The 22,346-nt window shown below is 64.3% G+C and carries 27 protein-coding genes and 1 pseudogene; 16 read left to right on the forward strand and 12 right to left on the reverse strand.

The features are described 5' to 3' along the window. Nucleotides 1-378 precede the first annotated feature (378 nt). A complete protein-coding gene (locus HMPREF1484_RS11790) occupies nucleotides 379-666 on the forward strand; it encodes a GNAT family N-acetyltransferase (protein ID WP_232049727.1) in 288 nt (95 codons plus the stop codon). 164 nt (nucleotides 667-830) lie between these two features. Here the strand turns inward: HMPREF1484_RS11790 and HMPREF1484_RS05910 are convergent, their stop codons facing one another. After that, entirely contained in the window at nucleotides 831-1,424 is a 594-nt protein-coding gene (locus HMPREF1484_RS05910) for a TetR/AcrR family transcriptional regulator (RefSeq protein WP_016664118.1), read from the reverse strand. Nucleotides 1,425-1,428: 4 nt separating this feature from the next. After that, nucleotides 1,429-1,845: a CPBP family intramembrane glutamic endopeptidase gene (locus HMPREF1484_RS05915; RefSeq protein WP_016664119.1), complete on the reverse strand. Its 417-nt coding sequence runs from the start codon at nucleotides 1,843-1,845 to the stop codon at nucleotides 1,429-1,431. Between the two features lie 515 nt (nucleotides 1,846-2,360). Here HMPREF1484_RS05915 and HMPREF1484_RS05920 point away from each other — a divergent pair. Beyond that, nucleotides 2,361-2,828, forward strand: coding sequence for a hypothetical protein (locus tag HMPREF1484_RS05920; protein WP_016664120.1), 468 nt, complete (start codon nucleotides 2,361-2,363; stop codon nucleotides 2,826-2,828). A gap of 41 nt (nucleotides 2,829-2,869) precedes the next feature. Here the strand turns inward: HMPREF1484_RS05920 and HMPREF1484_RS11555 are convergent, their stop codons facing one another. Next, complete coding sequence (locus HMPREF1484_RS11555) at nucleotides 2,870-3,046, reverse strand: putative glycolipid-binding domain-containing protein (RefSeq protein ID WP_147594896.1); 177 nt, start codon at nucleotides 3,044-3,046, stop codon at nucleotides 2,870-2,872. A gap of 78 nt (nucleotides 3,047-3,124) precedes the next feature. Here HMPREF1484_RS11555 and HMPREF1484_RS11560 point away from each other — a divergent pair, with 78 nt between their 5' ends. After that, nucleotides 3,125-3,949: a BPL-N domain-containing protein gene (locus HMPREF1484_RS11560; protein WP_016664121.1), complete on the forward strand. Its 825-nt coding sequence runs from the start codon at nucleotides 3,125-3,127 to the stop codon at nucleotides 3,947-3,949. A gap of 68 nt (nucleotides 3,950-4,017) precedes the next feature. Next, a complete protein-coding gene (locus HMPREF1484_RS10950) occupies nucleotides 4,018-4,851 on the forward strand; it encodes an antirestriction protein ArdA (RefSeq protein WP_255348421.1) in 834 nt (277 codons plus the stop codon). 69 nt (nucleotides 4,852-4,920) lie between these two features. On the opposite strand, the gene HMPREF1484_RS05945 is transcribed toward HMPREF1484_RS10950, so the two are convergent. Both HMPREF1484_RS05945 and HMPREF1484_RS05950 read right to left on the reverse strand, forming a co-directional pair. After that, nucleotides 4,921-5,763, reverse strand: coding sequence for an IS3 family transposase (locus HMPREF1484_RS05945; RefSeq protein ID WP_016664123.1), 843 nt, complete (start codon nucleotides 5,761-5,763; stop codon nucleotides 4,921-4,923). Then, a complete protein-coding gene (locus HMPREF1484_RS05950; RefSeq protein WP_016664124.1) occupies nucleotides 5,763-6,077 on the reverse strand; it encodes a transposase in 315 nt (104 codons plus the stop codon). Before HMPREF1484_RS05950 ends, HMPREF1484_RS05945 begins: the two co-directional genes overlap by 1 nt. Before the next feature lie 332 nt (nucleotides 6,078-6,409). On the opposite strand from HMPREF1484_RS05950, the gene HMPREF1484_RS05955 reads away from it, so the two are divergent. The 7 genes from HMPREF1484_RS05955 to HMPREF1484_RS05980 all read left to right on the forward strand — a co-directional run bounded on the left by HMPREF1484_RS05955 (nucleotide 6,410) and on the right by HMPREF1484_RS05980 (nucleotide 9,581). Then, nucleotides 6,410-7,036 (forward strand): MFS transporter, encoded by a 627-nt coding sequence (locus HMPREF1484_RS05955; protein ID WP_016664125.1) that lies wholly within the window; start codon nucleotides 6,410-6,412, stop codon nucleotides 7,034-7,036. Nucleotides 7,037-7,391: 355 nt separating this feature from the next. Continuing rightward, nucleotides 7,392-7,751, forward strand: a complete 360-nt coding sequence (locus tag HMPREF1484_RS05960; protein ID WP_016664126.1) for a DUF6176 family protein — start codon at nucleotides 7,392-7,394, stop codon at nucleotides 7,749-7,751. 172 nt (nucleotides 7,752-7,923) lie between these two features. Further along, entirely contained in the window at nucleotides 7,924-8,274 is a 351-nt protein-coding gene (locus HMPREF1484_RS05965) for a type II toxin-antitoxin system RelE/ParE family toxin (RefSeq protein WP_016664127.1), read from the forward strand. A gap of 5 nt (nucleotides 8,275-8,279) precedes the next feature. Further along, on the forward strand, nucleotides 8,280-8,585 hold the full coding sequence (locus HMPREF1484_RS05970) for a helix-turn-helix transcriptional regulator (RefSeq protein ID WP_016664128.1): 306 nt from the start codon (nucleotides 8,280-8,282) through the stop codon (nucleotides 8,583-8,585). Between the two features lie 9 nt (nucleotides 8,586-8,594). Continuing rightward, nucleotides 8,595-8,846 carry a type II toxin-antitoxin system RelE/ParE family toxin gene (locus tag HMPREF1484_RS11275; RefSeq protein WP_081976445.1) on the forward strand — a complete coding sequence of 84 codons (252 nt, stop codon included), beginning with the start codon at nucleotides 8,595-8,597 and terminating at the stop codon, nucleotides 8,844-8,846. After that, complete coding sequence (locus HMPREF1484_RS05975; RefSeq protein WP_016664129.1) at nucleotides 8,821-9,144, forward strand: HigA family addiction module antitoxin; 324 nt, start codon at nucleotides 8,821-8,823, stop codon at nucleotides 9,142-9,144. Before HMPREF1484_RS11275 ends, HMPREF1484_RS05975 begins: the two co-directional genes overlap by 26 nt. Then, on the forward strand, nucleotides 9,141-9,581 hold the full coding sequence (locus HMPREF1484_RS05980) for an HIT family protein (RefSeq protein WP_016664130.1): 441 nt from the start codon (nucleotides 9,141-9,143) through the stop codon (nucleotides 9,579-9,581). The genes HMPREF1484_RS05975 and HMPREF1484_RS05980 overlap by 4 nt, the downstream gene beginning before the upstream one ends. Nucleotides 9,582-9,818: 237 nt before the next feature. Here the strand turns inward: HMPREF1484_RS05980 and HMPREF1484_RS05985 are convergent, their stop codons facing one another. The 4 genes from HMPREF1484_RS05985 to HMPREF1484_RS06000 form a co-directional block, all read right to left on the reverse strand. After that, nucleotides 9,819-11,711: a cation-translocating P-type ATPase gene (locus HMPREF1484_RS05985; protein WP_016664131.1), complete on the reverse strand. Its 1,893-nt coding sequence runs from the start codon at nucleotides 11,709-11,711 to the stop codon at nucleotides 9,819-9,821. Continuing rightward, a complete protein-coding gene (locus tag HMPREF1484_RS05990) occupies nucleotides 11,708-12,067 on the reverse strand; it encodes a helix-turn-helix transcriptional regulator (protein ID WP_016664132.1) in 360 nt (119 codons plus the stop codon). The genes HMPREF1484_RS05985 and HMPREF1484_RS05990 overlap by 4 nt, the downstream gene beginning before the upstream one ends. Before the next feature lie 82 nt (nucleotides 12,068-12,149). Further along, nucleotides 12,150-12,602, reverse strand: coding sequence for a hypothetical protein (locus HMPREF1484_RS05995; protein WP_016664133.1), 453 nt, complete (start codon nucleotides 12,600-12,602; stop codon nucleotides 12,150-12,152). A gap of 242 nt (nucleotides 12,603-12,844) precedes the next feature. Further along, nucleotides 12,845-13,228 (reverse strand): MerR family transcriptional regulator, encoded by a 384-nt coding sequence (locus HMPREF1484_RS06000; protein ID WP_016664134.1) that lies wholly within the window; start codon nucleotides 13,226-13,228, stop codon nucleotides 12,845-12,847. Between the two features lie 197 nt (nucleotides 13,229-13,425). Between HMPREF1484_RS06000 and HMPREF1484_RS06005 the strand changes: the two genes are divergently transcribed. Beyond that, nucleotides 13,426-14,949 (forward strand): SulP family inorganic anion transporter, encoded by a 1,524-nt coding sequence (locus HMPREF1484_RS06005; RefSeq protein WP_016664135.1) that lies wholly within the window; start codon nucleotides 13,426-13,428, stop codon nucleotides 14,947-14,949. A 93-nt stretch (nucleotides 14,950-15,042) separates the two neighbouring features. On the opposite strand, the gene HMPREF1484_RS11795 is transcribed toward HMPREF1484_RS06005, so the two are convergent. Together HMPREF1484_RS11795 and HMPREF1484_RS06015 are read right to left on the reverse strand one after the other, a co-directional pair. Beyond that, nucleotides 15,043-15,171, reverse strand: a complete 129-nt coding sequence (locus tag HMPREF1484_RS11795; RefSeq protein ID WP_034372423.1) for a hypothetical protein — start codon at nucleotides 15,169-15,171, stop codon at nucleotides 15,043-15,045. 439 nt (nucleotides 15,172-15,610) lie between these two features. Then, nucleotides 15,611-16,153: a DUF488 family protein gene (locus HMPREF1484_RS06015; RefSeq protein ID WP_016664137.1), complete on the reverse strand. Its 543-nt coding sequence runs from the start codon at nucleotides 16,151-16,153 to the stop codon at nucleotides 15,611-15,613. Nucleotides 16,154-16,665: 512 nt separating this feature from the next. Between HMPREF1484_RS06015 and HMPREF1484_RS11800 the strand changes: the two genes are divergently transcribed. The 4 genes and pseudogenes from HMPREF1484_RS11800 to HMPREF1484_RS06040 all read left to right on the forward strand — a co-directional run bounded on the left by HMPREF1484_RS11800 (nucleotide 16,666) and on the right by HMPREF1484_RS06040 (nucleotide 19,399). Then, complete coding sequence (locus HMPREF1484_RS11800) at nucleotides 16,666-17,640, forward strand: GNAT family N-acetyltransferase (RefSeq protein ID WP_016664138.1); 975 nt, start codon at nucleotides 16,666-16,668, stop codon at nucleotides 17,638-17,640. Nucleotides 17,641-17,760: 120 nt separating this feature from the next. Next, nucleotides 17,761-18,043: pseudogene (locus HMPREF1484_RS11990) on the forward strand (type II toxin-antitoxin system RelE/ParE family toxin). After that, nucleotides 18,030-18,332, forward strand: coding sequence for a HigA family addiction module antitoxin (locus HMPREF1484_RS06035; protein WP_016664140.1), 303 nt, complete (start codon nucleotides 18,030-18,032; stop codon nucleotides 18,330-18,332). Before HMPREF1484_RS11990 ends, HMPREF1484_RS06035 begins: the two are co-directional and overlap by 14 nt. 74 nt (nucleotides 18,333-18,406) lie before the next feature. Continuing rightward, entirely contained in the window at nucleotides 18,407-19,399 is a 993-nt protein-coding gene (locus tag HMPREF1484_RS06040) for a serine hydrolase (protein ID WP_141740568.1), read from the forward strand. 293 nt (nucleotides 19,400-19,692) lie between these two features. Here HMPREF1484_RS06040 and HMPREF1484_RS06045 read toward each other — a convergent pair whose 3' ends face one another. Then, nucleotides 19,693-22,290 carry an excinuclease ABC subunit UvrA gene (locus tag HMPREF1484_RS06045; protein WP_016664143.1) on the reverse strand — a complete coding sequence of 866 codons (2,598 nt, stop codon included), beginning with the start codon at nucleotides 22,288-22,290 and terminating at the stop codon, nucleotides 19,693-19,695. Nucleotides 22,291-22,346 lie beyond the last annotated feature (56 nt).

Below are 22,346 nucleotides of genomic sequence, written 5' to 3' on the forward strand. Positions count from 1 at the left end.
CTCGGGCTCGTCGCGGGCCTTGGTTAGAGCTTGCGCAGGATCGGGCAATCGATGAGATCGCTGCGATCAAGCCCTTGCGGGCCGCCTAAGGCTCGCTTGCCACGACCCCTCGGCACCCAGAATGCTTCGCCGCCCCAGAAGCGTGGGGAATGCTTTGCTTGGGGGTGAATCCTGGTGCTGGAATGCTCCTGATGGTCAACGCTGTGCACCTTCGTGAGCTGTCGGTCCATGACGCGGAGGTGATGGCCGAAGTGCTGGCGGACCCATCGCTGTACGAGTTCACCGGTGGGTCCGCCGAGCGCTACGGAGCTCGAGCGGCCGTACGCGATCCAGACTCGGGGCTGCTCCCTCGATGGCTCGAAGGACTGGATCAACTTGGTGGTGCTGCTTGACGCCCAGCCCATCGGATATGTGCAAGCCACTGTTCCCAAGAATGGCGGACCCGCCGAGATTGCCTGGGTGGTCGGTAAGCCGTGGCAGGGCCACGGTTATGCGTCGCGGGCCGCGCAGCTGCTGGTCGATCGGCTCGTTCAACGTGGAGTTCACAGTGTGGCTGCGCATATCAATCCCGATCATCTGGCCTCGCAGGCGGTAGCTGCGAAGCTGGGCATGGTCCCGACCGATGTGGTCGACGGTGAGAGACGGTGGGTGAGCACAGGCGTCTGACCCTGTGGCAGCGGCATGTAAGGCCTGAGGTCAGCTGCCCTGTGGCGAGCCTTCCAAGATCCACCTGACTGCCCCTAATCGTGGCGACCCGGTCGAGTTCCGGTTTGTGTGTAGTTGGCTGCTGCGACTTGGAGCAAGGGGCCGCAGGGGCATTGTGCAGGTGGCTACGCCGACTCGACGCGATCGGCGCGTCTGAACAGCGCCGATAAGGCGATGTGGAGCTCTTCCTCGACGGCGTCAGCCGTGCGTGGGTCATAGAGCAGTTGCGAGCCATATCCCTGCACCAGGGCGAGCCAGATGCGTGCCGCGCGGGTTGGATCGACGGGCTGGATCTCGCCCTCCGCGATGGCGCGTCCGATGAGTGACGCGATGCGCCCCACCAATTCGGCATCCTCCGTGCGCAGTGCGAGGGAAAAGGCCTGATTGGTGTGCGCCAGGTTTCCGAATCCCGTCGCGACGATTTCCTGGCGGCGGCTCCGTTCGTTGAGTGGCAGGATCTGCAGCGTCAGGGCGACGAGCCAGTCCACGAGCGTCGGCTGACTCGGCACGGCGACAGCCGGTGCCGCCGCGGCTGCACGGAAGCGGGCGAGCATCGCCTGGAGCAGCTCGTCCTTGGTGGCGAAGGACTTCTGGACCGCCCCGAGCGACATTCCCGCCTCTGCGGCCACGCTGCGATAGGATACCGCTCCCATGCCGTCGCGAGCCATGACGGCCAGGCCCGCGTCGGCATAGGCCTGCTGCCGTGAGGTCAGTTCCATGGGTTCATTCTGCCTCGGCCTGGGTGGTGCGGGGCCACCACCACACCGCCTGCACTGCCAGCAGGGCCAGGGTGCCGAACAGGCTGATCAGCCCTGCAGTGTCGACCGAATCCCCGGTCAGCCAGGCCGCGTAGTCATAGACCGCGTGCCAGATGATCCCGATCCACAGGCTCCGGCATGCGATCACCATTCCCGCGAGGACGATCCCCACGAGCAGGGCGAGCGCTTGCTGGCCGACGATGTAGACGACTGGCTGGCCGGTGAAGATGTTGCCGAGGTGGAGGAGTGCAAAGATCACTGCGCCTGCGACGATCGCGAACCGGTCGCCGCGCCCCCGCAGGGCGGCGAGCAACAGACCCCGGAACCAGATCTCCTCGTTGAAGCCCACGGCGATCCACAGCGACAGGTACGCCGCTGCCATCAGGGGGGACCCCCTGTCAAGCGATCTCGTCGGAGTTGTCCCCGTGCTCTGAACGGGCTGTGACGGCACCTCGGGGAGCCAAGCGGTGCAGCTGCGACGCGGCCTCGCTCAACGCCCAGCGTGTCCCCGGTGTCGGAACCTGGTTTCGTCGCTCCAAGCATCACCTCAGGAGCTTGCCGGTGAGGTGGTAGGCGTGGCAGTCTCGGCACCAGTAGGAGCGAATCTCTCTACGCTTGTGATTGCCTCGCTCGGCTCTGCCGCCGGCGGTTGCCAGCTCTTCCAGCCTTTTCCTGACTGGCCGTATCCATCGTGGTGCATGCCCGGGATTCTCCTTGACCTCACCCGTGTCGCCGACCGTACGGGCTACCTCTTACAATCCCCGCCCGTCGCCGCAGGGCCGCTGGTCCTGCGGCTCGATGAGCGACGCCGTGCCTGCGGGCGTGCTCCGCTCGCGGGTCATTGGTCTGGCTATACTTGGTGCTCGCTGCACCGCTGATTGCTCGAAGGAGGGTTGTATGGGTTCCTGGGATCCCACGCATGCACTGACGCTCAACGGCGGCGCGTCCGTGACGGAAGTGTGCAAGCTGCTCGATCCGGAGGCGATGCTGCGGCGCGTCCTGTCGGGCATGGATGGTCAGCAGGAGTTCGCCGTCTCCCTGGCACGGTTCCCCGAGGGGACGCGGTTGTGGGATCCCCGGGCCTCCGGGTGGCCACTGTGCTTCCTGCAGGCGGCGGGGGCAGCGACGGCAATGATGGTCGAAGTGAGCCAGTTCGATGCCTCGGGCGAGCTGGGTCTGTACAAGCTCGGGTGCAGGGGCTCCGACGAACAAGGAGCCGCGCAGCTGGAGGTTCGTTGGCGAGGTCGGGCGGAGACGGTTCCGAAGCTTGAGGTCTTCACTGCGCAACAGGCCGGCGACATCTTCGTCCACTACTACCGGACGGACAGCGTCCCCGACTGGTGTACCTTGCGCCGGTTCGAGTGATCACCGTCCCGGCTGGCGGGGATGCTCGCCGGTTGCCCTTGTCAGGCGCCAGTTTCGATCCTTCGGGCGAAGGGGTAGTCGGTGATCACGCCGTCGCCGTCGACGTCGAGCACAGCGTCGAAGTCCTCGTCCCGTTGATGAAGCGAACCGAGCCGCGATCGATGCTGGCGTAGTACTGCTCCGAGGCGCTGACCTCCAGCGAAGGCAGATCGATCCACGCCATCACCAGCCGTTGTTCAGGTTGGATGTCGAGTAGTCACTGGTGACGACGCCAGCGACCAATAACCATGTGGCCCATGGACCACGCGACGACTGACCAGCGCAGCCCCGCTGCCGGCGCGTCGTCCTGCCGTCCGCCCGCCTGCGCCACCCGTCGCGGGTTCCTCACCGGAGCCGCACTGGTGCCGGTCGCCGCGGGGCTGACGTCGTGCGCCTCGCCGACGCCTCCGGCCCAGCAACCGACGCCGCGACCGACCGTCGCTGCCGTGTATCGCGGCTCAGCCGGATGCGACGGTTGCGCCGAGACGCTCGCGGAACGACTCGCGGGCGCGCCGCTGCACATGGAGGTGACCTTCGTCGGCCCCGACGAGGAGGTTGCGCTGGACGCGGGGGCCCTCGACGGGATCGACCTGTACGTCCAGCCGGGCGGCGGCGACGACATCCCGGCAGCCGCCGCCGAGTTCCCCGCACCGTTCGTCGAGGCGCTGCAGGAGTGGGTGCGCGGCGGGGGCCGCTATCTGGGCGTCTGCATGGGGGCCTACCTGGCTGGCAACGACGGGTTCGGACTCATCCCAAGGCAGATCGACGGTGAGGTCGGGGCGCCGGGGTTTCCCGTGGTGGACAGTGCCGACCACCTGGTCGCGGTCACCTGGGACGGCACCCGACGGTGGACGTACTTCCAGGAAGGTGCCCGACTGCCCGAACGTGGCGCCGTCGTGCATGCCCGCTACGAGACCGGCGACATCGCCGCGGCGCGCTACGTCCTCGGGCAGGGCCGCATCGGCCTGATCGGCCCGCACCCCGAGGCCGACAGCACCTGGCTGAAGGGCAGCGGACTCATCGACGAGGACGGCGACGACTGGGCCTACGCCCTGCCCCTGGTGCGCCAGCTCGTGCCATGAACCCGGGCGCCGGTTCGGCGCGGCAGGATGGGGCCGTGCACCCCGTCCTCAACCTCATCCGCACCCGCATGGCCGCGGGCTCCCGTCCGCTGCACCGGGACGACGACGCCCGCCTCGCCGTGGTGCTCGAGGGCGGCAGCTCGCGAGCAGCCCACGGCGGCAGCATGATCTGTGAGCTGGAGGAACGCGGCCTGCTGGCGGCCTTCGACGCGGTGTACGGCTCGTCGGCAGGAGCCCTCAACGGCGCATGGCTCGTGTGCGAGCGGGCCCGCGCCAACGTCCACGGCTGGTGGATCTCGGAGTCGATGGGCGCCATCATGAAGCCGGGCAACCTCTGGCGGGGCCAGCCGGTGGTCGACGGGGAGCACATCGTCGACGTCGTGTACGAGACGGTCACGCCGATGGGCTTCGACGAGATCCTCGCGAGCCCTGTCGAGTTCCATCCCGCCGGCACCGACGCCGCCGACGTCACCCTCGCCCAGCTCCACGGGGACGCTGACGGCCCGTACACGGGCTGTGAGGAGGTCTGGTGCCTCGACCACGAGAACATCCCGGTGCCCTGCGAGATGGGCCTTGCCGAGGTCGCCGAGTGGGGTGAGGTCCACGAGGAGGTCGGTGAGACTCTGTGGCCTGCGCTGTGCGCCTGGGTGGAGTCGGGTAACTACACCTCCGTGGGGCGCTGCCTGCCCAGCACTTCCGACTTCGAGGAGCGCTACTGCGGGCAGTGGGAGCGCTTCGACGACTTCGCCGCCCAGCTCGCTGAGGACACCGGTCTAATGGACGGATGGCCCGAGGAGGCTCAGCGGTACTTCAACTGGGAATCATGGACCCGCGACCTGCTGTTCGACCACACCGTCATACCCGCACCCGACGGTGGGGTGTTCGTATTCCGAGACCTGTGACATAAGAGCCCCGCAGCCAGATTTGGTGAACTGGTCCCCGATTGTCGGACTGGTTTGAAAGCCTAGGGCCTAGGCGGCAAGGGTCTGTTCCCGGTATTGGACCGGGGGCAGGCCCTTGTTGCTGTTGTGGGGGCGGTGGTGGTTGAACCAGTCGATGTAGTCGGTGAACTCGGTGGTGAGTTGCTCGACGGTGGTGATCGTGGTCGAGCAGAACAGTTCGTCCTTGAGGTGGCCGAAGAAGCTCTCGATTACGGCATTGTCGAGGCAGTTCCCGCGCCGGGACATCGATCCTCTCGCGCCGGCCTGGCCGAGGATCCTGCGCCATTGCCAGTGCTGATATTGGAATCCCTGGTCCGAGTGGACGATCGGGTGGTCTCCCTCTCGCAGCCGGCCGACGGCCTGTTCCAGGGAGGTGTTGGTCAGGGCCAGGTTCGGTGACGGGCCGATGGTCGCGCCTATGATCTGGCGGTCGAACAGGTCCATGACCGCCGACAGATACACCTTCTCGCCGTCGAGGTGGAACTCGGTGACGTCGGTGACCCACTTCTGGTTCGGGCCAGTGGTGGTGAAGTCACGCTGGAGAAGGTTCGGGAAGGTCTTGCCGACCTCGCCCTTGAAGGACCGGAACCGCTTGCGGCGAATCTCGCAACGCAGCCCGAGGTCGCGCATGAACTTCAGGACGGTCTTCTTCGCGACGATCCAGCCCTGGGCCCGCAGTTTGGCCCAGACCCGTCGATGCCCGAACCGGCGACGCGAGGCCTCGAAGACCTCCCTGATCGCCGCCTTCAACCCAGCCTGCGGGTCCGGGGCGGTGAGGCGGGCTTGGTGATAGAAGAACGTGGATCTCGCCAGCCCGGCCGCGGCGAGCAGATCGGTGAGCCTGTGGTCTGCCTTGAGGGAAACGACGGCCATCACCTTGACCGACTTTGTGGCTCCATCAAGGCCCGCAATTTTCCCAGGTAGGCGTTCTCCGCCCTCAGCCGCTCAACCTCGCGCCGCAGAGTTTCGATCTCGTCGGACGGCCCCGTGGCCGTCTTCCGACCTCGTGGTCTGGGTCTGAGACCGTCTTCGCCCTGCTCGCGCAGGATCCTTCCCCATCTCTGGACGATCTGGGGAGAGGACAGACCGAATTCGATCGCCAGGTCCGTCTTCGGCTCCCCAGCCAGGAAACGCTGCGCGACGGCCACCTTCGTTTCGAACGGATAGACCTTCTTGCCCGATGCCATGACCAGCGCTCCTCTGCCTCGAACACGCCAACGCTGGAACAACTTTCGCACCGGCCAACGACTCACACCAAGCTCAGACGCCACGGCCGTGTCGCCCCAGCCCGCCTCGAACAACCCTACAGCCGCCCGCTGCTGGGCTTGGGTCAGAGAACTACTCGCATACATGAAGACTCCCCGGAAGAAGAAACTGAATTCTCAGTCCAACTTCCGGGGAGCACTTCAGGCTCAGCGGCACCCTGGGACCGGCCGCGGTCGCCTGGCTCGCCGCAGCCGCGAGCCCGCTCGTCGCGACCCTGGCACTGGCGGCCGCTGAGGTCGTCGGGGCCGGAGCCGTGCTCGCCCTGCCGCGCCAGTCCCCGCTCGACGACCCCGGCGCGGTCCCGTCCCCAGGACGCACCCTCGTCACGATCCGGCGATCCGGCCCGCTGCGGCGCACTCTCGTCCTGACCGTCGTCGTCGCATTCTCCGTCGCGGCGCTGCCGATCTATGCCGTCGCGGTCGCGCAGTCCCTGGGCGAGGCGGCGCTGGCCGGGAGCCTGGTCGCAAGCTACGGAATCGGCACCCTCGCCGGCTCCGGGCTGCTCATGGTCCGGCCGCTGCACGGGGACGCCGACAAGCTCACCGGCGTCCTCGCGGCAGTCGTCGCTGCGGCACTGCTCCTGGTCATCGCGACGACGAACTTCACTGCTGCCCTCGTCGCGTTCGGCGCAGCAGGGATTGCGAACTCACTGTTCTTCGCGGCTACGCTCGCGGCTCGGAGCGAGTACGCCCCGCCCGAGGCGCGCGGGCAGATCTTCATCTGGGTCGGCGCGCTGAAGATCGCCGCCGGCTCGGCCGGCACCGCCGTCGCCGGAGCGCTCATCGGCGGCACCGCCTGGCTGCCGGTCGCAATCGTCGCCGCCCTCTCAACTGCTGCGGCAGCGGTCTGTCTGGTCGAGCGGAGTAGGGATCGAACCTGACCCGCGGTCACCGCTCCCCGACGAGCCGCGGGCACCGCAGCAGACGAAGGGCAGCCGGGCATCGGCGCAATCCTGCGCGAGCACCGCGCCGACGTCATCGCGCGGATCCTCCTCCTGCTGGTCACGGTCACTCCAATCGTCCTGCTCTCCCACGACATGGCGGTCTTCCTGGACGACGGGCTCGACCGGCTCGGTGCGCCGCTGGCTCTCTGCGGCGTGCTCATCGCGCTGCTTTGCCGAGTTCGCAAGCTGAGGTTATTCGGCTACGGAACGTGGTGGAGTTCCGCTTCAATGTGTGACTCGGTTCGCCTTCGTTTTGTCGTCGGAAGCGCTCGTTACATGGTTGGCTGGTCGCATGCGAATTGAGCTCACCAGGTTTCGGGTGCGGGAAGGCGCGCGAGCCAAAGTTGACGAGTGGATGGCGTTCCTGAACGAGAATGAGGATGCAGTACGCGAGACTCTCGAACCCGAGGAGATGTACGTCGAGACGATCTTCCACGAAGTCGTGGACAACGTTGATTACCTCTACTGGTACAGCGTGCAGGGTGAGAGTGGGCAGTCTGTCAATCATTCTGAACACTGGCTCGACAAGCATCACGTCGCATTCTGGAAAGAGTGCATCGATGACACCTATCCGGGTGAGGACCTCACACCGCGGGTGCACATGGTGCCACAGCGTGTGGAGGCAGCGATGGTGCCTCTCGTGTGCGAATAGATCGCGGCGATCATCCAGTTGCGCGCTGTTTGGCGCGTGTCGGATATTGTGATCAATATCATCGCGCACGACGCGCTGACCTCCAGGGTTCTTGTGGGCCTGCGCTGGCCGGCCCGAGAAGACGCTGTTACACCCTGTTGAGCTTAGACCATATATGGTCTAAGCTTGCGTTATGTGGAACGTGGACATCGAGCTGATCGCCGAATGGCTCGCTTCGCTGGACGATGATTCGCGGGTGCAGGTGATAGCTGCGATCGAGCTACTCGAAGAACGTGGCCCACAGCTCGGGCGGCCAATCGTTGACACTGTGTCGTCGTCACAACATCGCAACATGAAGGAGCTGCGGCCGGGTTCGGCTGGACGATCTGAGCTGCGCGTCTTGTTCGCATTCGATCCGGAGCGCTCAGCGATCATGTTGATCGCTGGCGACAAGGCTGGCAACTGGACGCGCTGGTACAAGACGAACGTTCCACTGGCCGACGACATTTTCGATGAACACCTGCGCAAATTGAGAGGAGAGTGACCGAAATGGCCCTGTCACTGAAGGACTTTGTCGCCGAGCATCCCGTGGACCGCGAGCGCGTCGACGCGCATAAGGAGAGGATGCTCGCCGAGACGCGCGCATACCGACTCCGTGAGCTTCGTGAAGATGCTGGTCTAACGCAGGCGCAGCTCGCTGCACGCATCGGCGTGGGTCAGCGTCAGGTCTCCAAGATCGAGCATGGCGACCTTGATAATGCGAAGGTCGGTACGATCCGCAATTACCTTGAGGCGGTTGGCGGCGGTCTGTCGATCGAGTATGTTCTGGGCGATCATCGCGTCCAAGTGGCCTGACAGGCTCCCGTGCGACGCCATGGCCATGCGTGCCTGAACTCGGTCGATTCCCGTGTCCAGAACGCAACCACACGAAAGCTGACGCAGACCCGCACTGCTCGATTCGTCGACTCGCGGTGCATACCGCCTGGCAACCGGTTAGAGCCACTAAACGAGGACCGCGTGGGACAGCACAGCATCCGCGTCAACGCACAATGGCGTCTCTGCTTCGTCTGGAGAGATGGAGGTGCAGACGATGTCGAACTCGTCGACGACCGCTGAGAGTGACCTGATCGAGCCGATCCGTCCGAGAGAGATCCTCATGGATGACTTCATCGAGGGGTTCGGCATTACGCAGCACAAGCTGGCGGCCTCGATCGGTGTGCCGCCGCGTCGGGTCAATGAGATTGTGCACGGTAAGCGCGCGGTCACCGCGGACACGGCACTACGGCTGGGGCGCTACTTCGCGATCGAGCCGCAGTTCTGGCTGAATCTGCAGTTGCGGCATGAGCTGGCACTGGCTGCAGTCCGCACCGCCGAACAGGTGGACGAGACTACGCCCTGGGAGCTGGCGTCGTGAAATCCAGCGATCAGTGCATCTTCTGCGACATCGTAGCTGGTTCCAGCCCTGCGACCATCATTGCGGAGAGTTCGCAGGCACTTGCCTTCTTGACGTTGACTGATTCTGCGCTGTCAGCCGGGCACACGCTTGTCGTGCCGAAGCAACACTGCCTTGGGGTCCTCGAGGCGACGTCCGAATCTCGCGCGGCGGTGGTTGAGCTTTGCAGCGTTATTGGTTCAGCGATGGTGGAGGCGAGGCTCGGTACGGGGGTTAATCTGCTGAGCGCCTGTGGTCCGGGGAGTGACCAGTCGGTTGCTCACTGGCACGTCCATGTGGTGCCGCGTCGTAACGGAGACGGCGTGGATACGTGGCCCGAGACGAACTCTGCTGTCACGGCGATCGATCAAGCGGCGGCTGGTGCTCGTCTCAGTGCGACGCTAGCGGCTGCCGTCTGAGCTTCCACGGTCCGCGTTGGAGACCCGGAGCGCTCGGAGGCCCTTGGTCGGCTGGGGGAACGTGCCGGGCGGCGGCTCGCCCACAGCTCCCGTGCCCGCATGCATCGAGAAGGGCCAGGTGGCCGAGTACGATCCCGATTCCACGGAGGCAGACCGTGAACTCGAATGACGCGCCTGGTCCAAGGTGCGTCCGCGCGGCGTGTGGTTGAATCCCTATCAGACTTGCCGATCAAAGCCTCAGCGCTTCGCTTGCGCAGCCCGCAGGCCGTTCAAAATCACGATGACTTCGGCGACCTCGTGTACCAACACGACGGCGGCCAGGCCCAGCACGCCGCTGATCGCCAGCGGCATCAACACGATGATGATGGCCAGAGACAGCACGATGTTTTGGTTGATGATCCTGCTGCCTCGGCGGGCGTGCTGTAGTGCCTTCGGGATTAGCCGGAGGTCGTGGCCTGTGAAGGCGACGTCAGCGGACTCGATCGCGGCGTCAGAGCCGGTCGCTCCCATCGCGATGCCCACCGTAGCGCCCGCCAATGCCGGCGCGTCGTTGATGCCGTCGCCGATCATCGCTGTCGGCGTCTTAGAGGAGAGCTCGGCGACGATGCTTGCCTTGTCCTCCGGGCGCAGCTCGGCGCGCACGTCGTCGATTCCGGCGATTTGAGCCAGCGCCCGGGCGGTGCGAGTGTTGTCGCCGGTGAGCATGCTTACTTCCACGTCGTTGGCGTGCAGGGCCTGCACGGCTTCGGGCACCTCGGGCCGCAACTCGTCGCGGACCCCGATCGCCCCGGCGAGAGCGTCATCGACGGTGACCAGGACGCAGGTCTGGCCCTCGGACTCCATGCGCTCAACGTCCGCTTTCAGTGGCCCGGCGTCGATCCATCGGGGGCTGCCCACAAGTACCCGTCGACCTTCGACGGTGCCGCCGATGCCATGCCCAGCTTCCTCGCTGATGTCCGAGGCGGTGGGCGCTTCGGGCCCCGCTGCCGCGATCGCCGCGGCGAGAGGGTGCGTCGATTGCTGCTCAACGGCCGCCGCGAAGGAGAGCACCTGCGTCCGATCGAATCCGTCTGCCGGGACCACTCCGGTAACCTCAGGCTGGTTGCGGGTAAGGGTTCCGGTTTTGTCCACTGCCAGGTGACGGATGCCGCCGAGTCTCTCGAACGCCGCGCCAGACTTGATGACCACTCCGAACTGGCTGGCTGCGCCGATCGCGGCCACGACCGTCAGCGGCACGGAGATTGCCAGCGCGCACGGCGATGCTGCGACCAGGACCACCAGCGCGCGGGTGATCCACGTCTCGGGGTCGCCCAGCACCGAGCCGATCACGCCGACCAGCACCGCCAGGATCATCACCCCGGGCACTAGGGGTCGGGCAATCCGGTCGGCGATCCGGGCGCGGTCGCCCTTTTCCGCCTGCGCTTGCTCGACCAGGTCCACGAGTGTGGTCAGTGAGTTGTCCGTTCCAGCTGCGGTCGTTTCGACCTCCAGCACGCCGGCGGAGTTGATTGCTCCCGCGGGCACCTCGTCGCCGGGCGCAACCTCCTCCGGAATGGATTCTCCGGTGATCGCTGAAGTGTCAAGGCTGGAGCGCCCAGACCGAATGATGCCGTCCGTGGCGATCCGCTCCCCGGGGCGTATGACCATGAGCTCGCCAACCACGAGGTCCTTTGCTACGACCTCGACTGCCGTGCCGTCGCGCAGTACCGCTGCGGTCTGCGGCACCAACTTCAACAGTGCCCGCAGTCCGCCCTGGGCCCGATCCATTGCCTTGTCCTCCAGCGCCTCGGCGATCGAGTACAGGAACGCTAGCGCTGCGGCCTCTCCAACGAAGCCGAGGATCACCGCGCCTACCGCGCTGATCGTCATCAGCAAACCAATGCCGAGCTTTCGCTTCGTGACAAGGTTCCGGATCGCTCCAGGTGCGAACGTGTAAGCGCCCAACAGCAGACCAAGCCAATACAGTACCGTCGCGGGCGTCTCCAAGTCGGACCAGTCCAGCGCCAGCCCTGTAATGAGGGCTACGCCGGAGAAGATCGGTAGCAGTAGCTCGGGGTCCTTCCACCATGGCCGATCGAGCTCTTCGATCTCCGTGGCGGGTTCGTGTTCGCATCCACATGCTGAACTCATGCGTCCGCTCCTTTCTCGCCGCAGCCGGGCACCGAGCACTCAGGGGCGATGCACGGGGCGTTTTCGTCGATAGCCAACGTCGCGTTAACTAGCGCGTCGAGCGCTGCCGCGAGGTGCGGATCGGCGATTTCGTAGCGAGTCTTGCGGCCCTCCGGCTTGGCGACGACGATGCCGCAATCGCGTAGGCAGGACAGGTGGTTCGAGACGTTCGAGCGGGTCAGATCCAAGCTTTGCGAAATCTCGGCCGGGTAGCCCGGACCGTCGAGTAGGGTCATCAGGATTCGGGAGCGCGTCGGATCAGCCATGGCCCGGCCGAGCCGGTTCATGACGTCGAGGCGTGAAGCAATAGTCAGCATGTACTGAACAATACAACGTGTGCCGAACTATTCAAAATGCACTGAACTGACATTGAAGCGAAGAGCTTGCGACCTGCAGGAATTACTCGATGGGATAGCCGGTAACTGGGCCTTCGCGGTTCGGCTGCCAACCGAAAGCGGGGGCGACATGCGTGGCGAAGTTGTCCAAGATCTTCACGTTGACGTCCACGCCCATCCCGGTGGGGATGATGATGAGCAGGGCGTCGGCGGACATGACGGCGGGATCGGCTTTGAGCTGCTCAATGAGCTTGTCGGGCTCAGCGGCGAAGGTGCGACCGAAGGTGGAGGCGCCGACGTCGGGAAGCATGCCCAGCTGATCGGAGCCGGTGGCCTGCATGCCGAACATCTGCATGTCCGCGCCGTCAGCGATGGGGAAGACGGAGCGCGAAACCGACGCGCGCGGCGTCCAAGCATGGCCCGCCGTCTTCCATGCGGCGCGGTAGCGACTGATCTGGTCTGCCTGGATTTCGCTCAGGGGCTCGGCGTTGGTCTCGGAGACCAGAGTGGACGACATCAGGTTGAGTCCGTCCTCGGCGGTTTGCTCGACAGAAGCGTGGGTGCCGGAGCCGTAGGAAATGTGCTAACGCAGCTCGGGCACCATGGGGACGACCGGCAGGGCGGAGCCGGGCTGGAATATGTTGGGCTACTGCCGGTCCAGCGGTGCGGCGGTGGCGAATCCGTTGCCGTCCACTGCAGCCATGAACGCTTCGAAGTGGCCTCGCTGGCACAGATAGCGCATCGTGTGTCTGTTTCGACTCAGTCCGAGGAGTGCGCGGCGAGCAGGCCGATGAACTCGTCAGCGGCGTCAAGCTGCTTGGCAAGCTTCGCGCGGCGTTCCTCCGCGTCGGTGCGGAAATCGTTCAGCGCCCGCCGGGCGCTCTCGGCGGCAGCACCGACGCCATCTGCGCCGTCGAGCGCCCGGAGTAGGTCGCCCATCTGATCGAGCGAGTATCCCAGTGGCTTCATGCGCCGGATCAGCAGGAGTCTGCCGAGATCGCCCTCAGTGTAGAGCCGGAACCCGCCCTCGGAGCGTCCGGAGGGTGTCAAGAGTCCGATCTCGTCGTAGTGGCGGATGGTGCGCTGCGACAGAGCTGTCCGCTCAGCCAGCTCTCCGATGTGCATCATTCCCGCTTCGGGCACGGGGGCCTCCTCATCTCATCGTCTCAGTTCGACACAACTCTCACGTTACGTTAGTGTTGACTCTCGTGTCCACATGAGACTGGACATGCCTCCGCCGTGGCGATCTATCGCCAGGCGAAGCCGCACGTTGTCGCGCACCACCAGACATTCTCCGCTCCTGGCCTGAGAGCGCCGCCCTGAACAGATGGAGGTACCGCATGGCCTTGCCCACTGCGACCAAAGAAGACAAGGGTCGGTACCGGCCCGAACCGTCGGTGCTCACCGCACTGAAGACCCCGCGCATCCTCACTCGCGAAGTTCTCGCAGGCCTGGTCGTGGCGCTGGCGCTCATTCCCGAGGCGATCTCGTTCTCGATCATCGCGGGCGTCGATCCACGTGCGGGCTTGTTCTCCTCATTCGTGATGGCAGTGTCCATCGCGTTCCTCGGTGGCAGACCCGCCATGATCACCGCGGCGACGGGCGCTATCGCTCTCGTTATCGCCCCCGTCGCCCGCGACTACGGCTTGGACTACTTCATCGCGACGGTGCTTCTGGCTGGGGTCTTCCAGATCCTCCTCGCCGTCTTCGGAGTCGCCAGACTCATGCGATTCATCCCGCGCAGCGTCATGGTCGGCTTTGTCAACGCGCTGGCGATCCTCATCTTCATGGCACAGGTGCCCGAACTCATCGGCGTGCCCTGGATGGTCTACCCTCTCGTCGCGGTCGGGCTGCTGATCATGGTCCTCATACCGAAGATCACTAAGGTCATACCGGCCCCACTGGTCTCGATCGCTCTGGTGACCGCCGCCGCGGTCGTCTTCTCGATCAACGTACCCGCAGTCGGCGACAAGGGTGAGCTGCCGCGCAGCCTTCCCGAGCTGTTCATACCGAATGTGCCGCTGACATGGGGGACTTTCACGATCATCGCGCCGTTTGCCCTCGCGATGGCGCTGGTAGGCCTGATGGAATCGCTCATGACGGCGAAGCTCGTGGACGATGTGACCGACACCCACTCGAACAAGACCCGGGAGAGCTGGGGGCAGGGCGTCGCGAACCTGCTCTCCGGCCTGTTTGGCGGCATGGGTGGCTGCGCGATGATCGGGCAGACCATGATCAACGTGAAGGCGTCCGGGGCCCGCACCCGCATCTCGACGTTCCTCGCAGGTGTGTTCCTCTTGGCCCTCATCGTCGTCCTCGGCGACATCGTTGCGATCATCCCCATGGCGGCGCTGGTCGCGGTGATGATCATGGTCTCCGTAGGTACCTTCGACTGGCACTCCATCAAGCCCTCCACCCTGCGCCGGATGCCTAAAAGTGAGACGACCGTCATGGTCATCACCGTCGCCGTCGTCGTCGCCACCCACAACCTCGCCGTCGGTGTCGTCGTCGGCGTGTTCGTCGCCTCTGTGATGTTCGTGCGCCGCGTCGCCCACCTCATCGACGTCAGGCGTGAGATCACTGAACAGGATGGCGCTCGGATCGCGCATTACACAGTCGAGGGTCAGCTCCTGTTCGCCTCCAGCAACGACCTCACCACCATGTTCGAGTACGCCGACGACCCTGACCGAGTCATCATCGACCTCACGAGATCCCACATCTGGGATGCCTCCACCGTCGCGGCGCTCGACGCAATCGAGACCAAATACGAACAGCACGGCAAGACGGTCGAGCTCGTCGGGATGAACGAGTTCACGACTGGGTTCCACGCCCGACTCACGGGAGGACTCGGCAACGGTCACTGACAGGGCTCAGGTGGGCCAGTCGGTCACGTCGGGGGCAACCGCGGCGCAGCCGCGGGCGGCAGCCGCTATCCAACGTCACAACCATGAGATGCGCTAGCGCATGTCGATGACACCGTTGGCCACCTCGATGTGTTTGGTGGTGGCCGCGACAGCACCGAGCAGCGGCATCGGGGCGGAGGCCTGCGGCACGAAGTAGTGGACTCGGAAGGACGCGTCGTTCACGCCGATTTCGTTCGCAGCCTGGGCGATCCAGATGAGTCTTGGCGATCTTTTCCGCGGATGACCCGCGCTGGCCACCGAAGGCGTAATGCCCGAAGCTTAAGAATCGGAACGCTTCATTGGATAACGCTCCTTTTGGTGGTGTTAACGAGAGAGTGACTTTGTAACGAGATATCGTGGACTTCAAGTTCAACGTCTAGGTCCGTGGCAAGTCGGTAGCACGTTTTTCGATTCGATGCTTCGGGGCACTATCGGGGTTCCCGGTGGTCTTCTTAGATTGAGGGGTGCAGATTTCCTAACCTAAAGCTCGTTTGAGCGTGCTATCCACTGGTGTGCCTCCGATGCTGCTGCTCATAAGGGGCGGGCGCTCCATGAATACAAGGCGTAGGTCGCGCCTGAGGCATAGTCCGAGTTTCCGCACCCCTGGCCTCTGGGGTACGCGCTAGTCCCGCTCGGCGTAGCGCACGAGGAGATCGTTGCCGATGACTGCGCCGTCGTTGAGCGTTGCCTCGTTCACCGTCGCCCCGGCTGCCCCCAGGCCCATAATGTGGCCAACCTCGTCACCGCGGGCGATGAGGTGGTCGGCGATGATACGCCGGTGGCAGCGCCACCACACCGCCTCGGAGCACATGATCGCGGTGGGGGTTTCGGCGGCGTTCACCCGTAGCTGCGAGAGCGCGTCCGAGAACTCCCCGCCCAGCGCATGGTCGGCGTAATTGTGGAAACTGCGGTTACGCCAGTTGCCGTTAACCTCAAAAGGCACCGAGTGGGACACGTTGCGCCGCCCGGTGAGGCCCTCACTTCTGCTGTAAGTGATGCCACATGTAGGAAGGTGTTCGGCAAGGGGGTCGCCGTTGAACCACGGGTACTTCCTGGACCCGGGCAGCTTGCGCACATCCACGATGGATACCACACCGGCAGCCTTGATCATTTCAGCGAAGTCCTCGAACTCGAGGTTGGAGTGGCCCACGGTGAAAATGCGCATGTCGCCAATGCTACGCGTCAAGCGGTTACACCAACATTGGCGTCCAGGTATCGTGCATCGGCAGGTGGTCGGACCGGTAGAACGCGGAGGTAGCAGACAGGACGTTTGATGCATTCGCGCCCACCTTTCCGCCGTATAAATCCCATTTATGGCCGAGTATTCCGCACGGACCGTTCGGTTAAGTTTCAACGGATCGCTTGGGCGACATCGGAAGCCTGAGTTAATCGTATGTGGGGCGAATCCCATGTATGTCTTGTTTAAGGATGCCGCTGCACGAGGAGCGGGGCTGAGGCTACCTGGTGTGCACTCTATCTTTGCCGCACATAGCGGGGTGTGGTGGTTTTTAGCTGCTATTCACGAATGAGAAGGTGTTTTTGCAACGATACGTCGTCGAATTTAGGTTCAATGTGTAGTTCCGGTCTGCCGAGCCGTCGAGCAGCGGCGCTTTCGCCATCTGGGCGAGAGACGAAAAACCCTGATGTCTCCAGTCTCGGCCAAGGTAGGCTGGCGCAGTGAATGTGACTCTCCGGCCGGTGAGTGCCGATGATTTCGACTTCTTGTGGGCCTGGCAGCACGCGACGCCGGATGCCGCGTGGAAGCTGTGGGATGGGCCCTACTTCGAGGCCCCTGTGAACCCCAGCCGTGAGGAGTTTGATCAGCGGCAGCGTGCAGGATTAGGCAGTCATGATCGCCGGATCATCGAGGTCGATGGAGAACCTGTTGGTTTTGTTTCGCGCTTTGAGGAGGAGCCCGCAGGCGGCGGCTGGTGGGAGCTTGGCATCGTGGTCTTCGACCCACGTTGGTGGGGGAGGGGTATCGGCCGAGCGGCACTCACCCAGTGGCTCGACCTGATCTTCGACGAGACTGACGCTCACGTCGTCACCCTTCAGACATGGTCAGGCAACGAGAGGATGATCGCCTCAGCGAGACGATGCGGTTTCGTCGAGTGTGGCCGGATTCCCGAGGCGCGGTCGTGGAACGGCCGACGCTGGGACAGCGTGAAGATGTGCGCATTGCGTCCTCATCCATCACTCTGGGAGTGCCGCAGAGACACGCAGCTCCCGGATGACGTCGCACGGCTTCTGGCGACAGTCCCGGAGTGGTTCGGCCTGGAAGAAGCGAATCAGGAGTACATCGACGCAGCCCGGCACATGGAGACGTGGTCTGTGCGCGACGAACATGGAAGGGTCATCGGCGTGACCTTGGTCGACCGCGACTTCCCGGTATCCGCCGACATCCACTTCATGGTCGTGGACCGAGCCTGGCATGGTCGGGGCGTTGGATCGGCCATGCTCAGGGCCGTGGCGTCCGCCTCCCGTGTCGATGGTGTCCGACTGCTCCAAGTGAAGACCTTGGGGCCATCGCATCCCGACACTGGATACGCCCACACCCGCCACTTCTACGAGAAGTGCGGTTTCCTGCCGCTGGAGGAGACTGATCTGTGGGGTGATGACAACCCCTGCTTGTTCATGGTCATGCCCTTGTAAGGATCGCTGAGCTTCACGACCTGGGCTGTGGTGATCCGTCATGTTCTTCGGCGCCGTAACTCGATTGAGTTCAGGTTTAACGTCTAGCGTTAATGACGGCCTCCGTTATAGACTGGCTTCATGATCAGATCGTTCGGCGACAAGGCGACCGAACGGCTGTGGCGTCGTGAGCGCGTGCGGTCCATCGATCCGAGGATCCATCGCGTCGCACTGCGCAAGCTGCGTCAGGTGGGGTCCGCGGAGTCTCTCGAGGACCTCCGGGTCCCGCCCGGCAACCGGCTCGAGGCCCTCAAGGGGTGATCGGGCCGGGCAGTACAGCATCAGAATCAACGACCAGTGGCGTATCTGCTTCGTGTGGAGCGACGCCGGACCGGAGGAGTTGCAGATCGTTGACTACCACTGACAGGATCGAGCCGATCCACCCGGGTGAGGTCCTCATGGAGGACTTCATCGAGGGCTTCGGCATCACGCAGAACAAGCTCGCCGTCTCGATCGGGGTTCCGCCGCGGCGGATCAATGAGATCGTGCACGGCAAGCGGGGCATCACTGCCGACACCGCGCTGCGGCTCGCGAAGTACTTCGGCACGTCGGCGGAGTTCTGGATCAACCTGCAGAGCCACTACGAGCTGGACCGTGCGGAGGACCTCGCGGAGGAGCAGATCGCGGCGATCACGCCCCTGCAGGTCGCGTGAGCTCTCGCAGACGGCTGGCCGTCGGGTCCGGTCTGGTGGTCGCAGGAGTAGCGGCTGTTGAAATCTTCGCCCGAATGAGAACTCCGAGCCTGTGCCGCGAGTCGTCGGGGGATCCTTGGCTCGTTCGTGAAGCCGAGACGATTCTTCGACGTTCGCGCGGGCCTCGAGACCGGGCCAGTATCGCAGTTATCGACAACGGTGTACTCCGTGAGGCTCATTTCGGTGCGGGTCGTCATACGCAGTACGAGATCGGTTCGATCACCAAGACGATGACGGCTGCGGTCTTTGCTGACATGCTGGAGCGCGGTGAAATAAGCCGACGGACTCCTCTGGGAACCTTCTTTGATCTGGCGAGCAGCGAGGTGGCTGCCATCGAGCTTGAAGAGCTTGCTACTCACACCAGCGGCCTGCCTAATATGGCGAGCACATGCTGCAACGTCGCTGATCTTGCTCTTTGGCCGTTGCTCGTGCATGACCCAAGTTCGTCAGTGACTCTCGAGCGTCTGATTGCGGATGCGAGCCGGTCTCGCCTGGGGCCAAGGGAATACGCATACTCAAACCTCGGCTACTCCTTGCTTGGGCAGGCGCTGGCTCGCCGAGCGGGAACGAGTTTTCCGCGACTGCTTCAAGAACGGCTGTTCGCACCATTGGGGATGGACGACACCTTCGTTCCAACAGATCCGACGTCGCTTGGAGTAGATGCGCCCCGCGGTTACTCGGTCATGTGGGGGCGGCGATCCGCGCCATGGACGTTGGGTGCTGAAGCGCCCAGTGGCAGTGTCCGATCGACCCTTGCTGACATGACTCGATATCTTCAGTCCCTGCTGGACGCCACCGCGCCGGGCACGGCTGCGATGGATCAGGCAGTCGTTGCCAGAGACGGTCTGCGCATCGGCTACGGCTGGCATATCGACCAGAACTCACTGGTGTGGCACAACGGCATGACCGGTGGCTTCAGCAGCTGGATAAGTCTTCAACCCGGCCGTGGGCAGGGCGTGATCGTACTTAGCAACACGATGAACTCGGTTGATGACCTTGGGATGGCACTGGCCCGCTCGCTGCCTTGAAGCACCAGTGAGGTAGGAAGCGTTCGCCGTATGTTTCTCCCCAGCGGAACTCGACCGTGTTCAGTTTTGACGTGTAGCGCTGTTGAGTCGCGTTATTTTTCTCCGTGTCTCACTGGATGCTGCTAAGGATGGTCTAGTCATCGAGCGGCAGCGTGAGGACCGCGAAGCCATTACCGGCAGCGCGACTGCTTAGCCGTGGCAGGTACGCGGGTTAGTCGACTTTGGCCCCCGAGAAAGATGGAGATCGCCTGGGCCGTAATAGTCTGGCGACTGGGCCTTTGGCGTTGAGATTCTTAGGCACGGCTTATGCCGGCTCGATCGGCCAACACCTGGGCCGTCACCGAGCGCGAATCCGGATGCAGAGCATGCTGAGCGACCGCCGCCGGTGTTCCGGTGGCGAGGATCTGGCCACCCTCATCTCCGGCTCCCGGGCCGACGTCGATGATGTGGTCGGCCTGGGCGATCACCCGGAGGTCGTGCTCGACAACGACCACCGTCGCGCCGTCATCGACCAGGCGACGCAGCTGGCTCAGCAATAGATCAACGTCCGCCGGGTGCAGCCCCGTCGTAGGCTCGTCCAGGAGGTACAGGCTGTGCTTACGGCTGGAGCCGCGTTGCATTTCGGAGGCCAGCTTGATGCGCTGCGCCTCCCCGCCCGAGAGTTCCGGGGAACCCTGCCCTAGCCGCAAGTAGCCCAGGCCGAGTGCGTGCAGGAATTCGACTGAGCGCAGAATCCTCGGCTCCTCGGCGAAGACCTCGAGCGCCTCGTCCACGGTGAGCGCCAAGATATCCGCGATGCTGCGGCCGCTCCACTGCACCTCGAGAATCTCCGGTTTATAGTGCTTGCCGTGGCAGGCCGGGCAGGTGGTGTACGTGCCGGGTAGGAACACCAGCTCGACCTCGATACTGCCCGCCCCATCGCACTCCGGGCAGCGACCCTTTTTCGTGTTATAGGAAAAGTCCGACACCGACATGCCCCGCCGCTTCGCCTCCGGGGTGTCGGCAAACAGCCTGCGGACATAATCGAAAAGACCCGTGTAGGTCGCGACGGTGGAACGCACCGTGCGTCCAATCGGCTTCTGGGTGATGTGAACCAACCGACGGATGCTATCGATCCCCATTGCGCTCTCCACCCGGAAATCCCGGGTCGGGTCGGAGCCTGCCGTGAAGTCAGCATCCGGATCCTCGACCGAGACCTCATCGGCGCCGACAACCTGCTTAGCCGCGCGGGATGCCACGTCGGCCAGTACCCCGGTGACCAGGGTGGATTTGCCGGAACCGGACACTCCCGTGACCGCGGTGAGCGCCCCTAGCGGGAAGTCCACGTCGACCCCATCGAAGGCGCGCGCGTGCACGCCGCGAAGGCCGATGGATTCACTACTTCCGGCCGGGGTGTCCGTCAGCTCGGGGAAGTCCGCGTTTAAGGCGGTAGCGGTGGGCGAGTCCAGCTGCTCGGCGTTGGCGCGGAACTGGTCAGTGGGGCCGGAGAACACCAGCTCCCCGCCGCGCTCACCGGCGCGCGGGCCGATATCCACGATCCAATCGCATCCCGCGACGAGGGACATATCGTGCTCCACCAGAAGCACCGAATTCCCCGCGTCGACGAAGCGCTTGAGCAGCTCGGAGACCGCCTTTCGCTCCACGACGTGCAGGCCGGCCGAGGGCTCATCCAGCACATAGGTTGTGCCGAACAGATTCGAGTTCAACTGGGAGGCCAGTCGCAAGCGCTGGTGCTCACCCGCAGACAAGCTCCGCGCCGGGCGAGAGAGGCTCAAGTGCCCCAGCCCCAGCTCGATCGCCGCGCGCACCGTGGGCAGCACCTGATCCAGCAGCAGTTCTTCGGCCTCGTCGTGTTCGTTCCACTGCTGCTTCTCGATCGCCGCCAAGCGCTCGAGGCGGTCCTCCAACACAGTCAGCAGGTCCTTCAACGCCAAGTCGTTGAATTCGTCGATGGCGTGACCGGCGTAGCTCACTTGCAAGGTATCCGGTTGAAAACCACGGCCCTGGCACGTCGGGCATGTCGATGAATGCAAGAAGGAGAGCACCCGGCGGCGGGTCTTATCCGATCCCGTCTCCGCCAGAGTTTCGGTGAGGTAGGTGGCTACCGAGCGCCATTTGCCTTTATACGACAAGTGCACGGCGTTTTCATCCCGCTCCGGGTGGACCGTCACCACAGGTCGCTCGTCCGTGAACAGGATCCAGTCGCGGTCCTCTTGCGGAATTTCCCGCCAAGGGATGTCCAGCGGGTAGCCGAGGGCGCCAAGGATGTCCCGGAAGTTCTTTCCGAGCCACGCTCCCGGCCACGCGGCGATCGCGCCGTCCCAGATAGACAGGCTGGGATCGGGCACCATTGAGTCTTCCGTCGGCCGGTGCACGGTTCCGGTTCCCTGGCACTCGGGGCACATGCCGGCGGTGGTGTTGGGGGAGAAGGCGTCGGAATCCAGCCTGCCGTATTCCAGCCGCTCGCGCATACCGTCCGGGTAGCTGCCGGAGCGGGAAAAGAGCAGCCGAACACTATTCGAGATATTTGAGATCGTCCCCACGGAGGAGCGCGCCCCACCGAGGGTCGTGGACTGCTGCAGGGCCACCGTCGGCGGCAGGCCTGTCACTGACCCCACGCGCGGGTTGACCGCGCCACCGATGAGACGGCGCGCGAAGGGAGAGACAGACTCCAGGTAGCGGCGCTGCGCCTCCCCATGGATGGTGCCGAAGGCCAGGCTCGACTTGCCCGAACCCGATACGCCGGTGATCGCCACGAGCGTATCCCGGGGCAGGTCGACGTCGATGTGTTTCAGGTTGTGAAGGTGCGCATCGCGCACCCGGATCATGGGATCGTGACCCGCAGGTGCCGTAGTGCGTGGTGCCGGGGGCTCGGACGTGGAGTGGGTCATGGTCGCTACTCTACCTAGCAAGCTGCGCCCTGGTCGGCGGCGCCTTGCCAATGGCA

This window comes from Dermabacter sp. HFH0086, assembly GCF_000413375.1.
In the GTDB taxonomy this organism is placed as follows: Bacteria; Actinomycetota; Actinomycetes; order Actinomycetales; family Dermabacteraceae; genus Dermabacter; species Dermabacter hominis.

Excerpts from the sequence above, each read along its gene's own strand:
- HMPREF1484_RS05910 (WP_016664118.1), bottom strand. The coding sequence starts at position 1,424 with ATGGAACTGACCTCACGGCAGCAGGCCTATGCCGACGCGGGCCTGGCC.
- HMPREF1484_RS05915 (WP_016664119.1), bottom strand. The coding sequence starts at position 1,845 with ATGGCAGCGGCGTACCTGTCGCTGTGGATCGCCGTGGGCTTCAACGAG.
- HMPREF1484_RS05920 (WP_016664120.1), top strand. The coding sequence starts at position 2,361 with ATGGGTTCCTGGGATCCCACGCATGCACTGACGCTCAACGGCGGCGCG.
- HMPREF1484_RS11560 (WP_016664121.1), top strand. The coding sequence starts at position 3,125 with ATGGACCACGCGACGACTGACCAGCGCAGCCCCGCTGCCGGCGCGTCG.
- HMPREF1484_RS10950 (WP_255348421.1), top strand. The coding sequence starts at position 4,018 with ATGGCCGCGGGCTCCCGTCCGCTGCACCGGGACGACGACGCCCGCCTC.
- HMPREF1484_RS05945 (WP_016664123.1), bottom strand. The coding sequence starts at position 5,763 with ATGGCCGTCGTTTCCCTCAAGGCAGACCACAGGCTCACCGATCTGCTC.
- HMPREF1484_RS05950 (WP_016664124.1), bottom strand. The coding sequence starts at position 6,077 with ATGGCATCGGGCAAGAAGGTCTATCCGTTCGAAACGAAGGTGGCCGTC.
- HMPREF1484_RS05960 (WP_016664126.1), top strand. The coding sequence starts at position 7,392 with ATGCGAATTGAGCTCACCAGGTTTCGGGTGCGGGAAGGCGCGCGAGCC.
- HMPREF1484_RS05965 (WP_016664127.1), top strand. The coding sequence starts at position 7,924 with ATGTGGAACGTGGACATCGAGCTGATCGCCGAATGGCTCGCTTCGCTG.
- HMPREF1484_RS05970 (WP_016664128.1), top strand. The coding sequence starts at position 8,280 with ATGGCCCTGTCACTGAAGGACTTTGTCGCCGAGCATCCCGTGGACCGC.
- HMPREF1484_RS05975 (WP_016664129.1), top strand. The coding sequence starts at position 8,821 with ATGTCGAACTCGTCGACGACCGCTGAGAGTGACCTGATCGAGCCGATC.
- HMPREF1484_RS05985 (WP_016664131.1), bottom strand. The coding sequence starts at position 11,711 with ATGAGTTCAGCATGTGGATGCGAACACGAACCCGCCACGGAGATCGAA.
- HMPREF1484_RS05990 (WP_016664132.1), bottom strand. The coding sequence starts at position 12,067 with ATGCTGACTATTGCTTCACGCCTCGACGTCATGAACCGGCTCGGCCGG.
- HMPREF1484_RS05995 (WP_016664133.1), bottom strand. The coding sequence starts at position 12,602 with ATGTCGTCCACTCTGGTCTCCGAGACCAACGCCGAGCCCCTGAGCGAA.
- HMPREF1484_RS06005 (WP_016664135.1), top strand. The coding sequence starts at position 13,426 with ATGGCCTTGCCCACTGCGACCAAAGAAGACAAGGGTCGGTACCGGCCC.
- HMPREF1484_RS06015 (WP_016664137.1), bottom strand. The coding sequence starts at position 16,153 with ATGCGCATTTTCACCGTGGGCCACTCCAACCTCGAGTTCGAGGACTTC.
- HMPREF1484_RS06040 (WP_141740568.1), top strand. The coding sequence starts at position 18,407 with ATGAGAACTCCGAGCCTGTGCCGCGAGTCGTCGGGGGATCCTTGGCTC.
- HMPREF1484_RS06045 (WP_016664143.1), bottom strand. The coding sequence starts at position 22,290 with ATGACCCACTCCACGTCCGAGCCCCCGGCACCACGCACTACGGCACCT.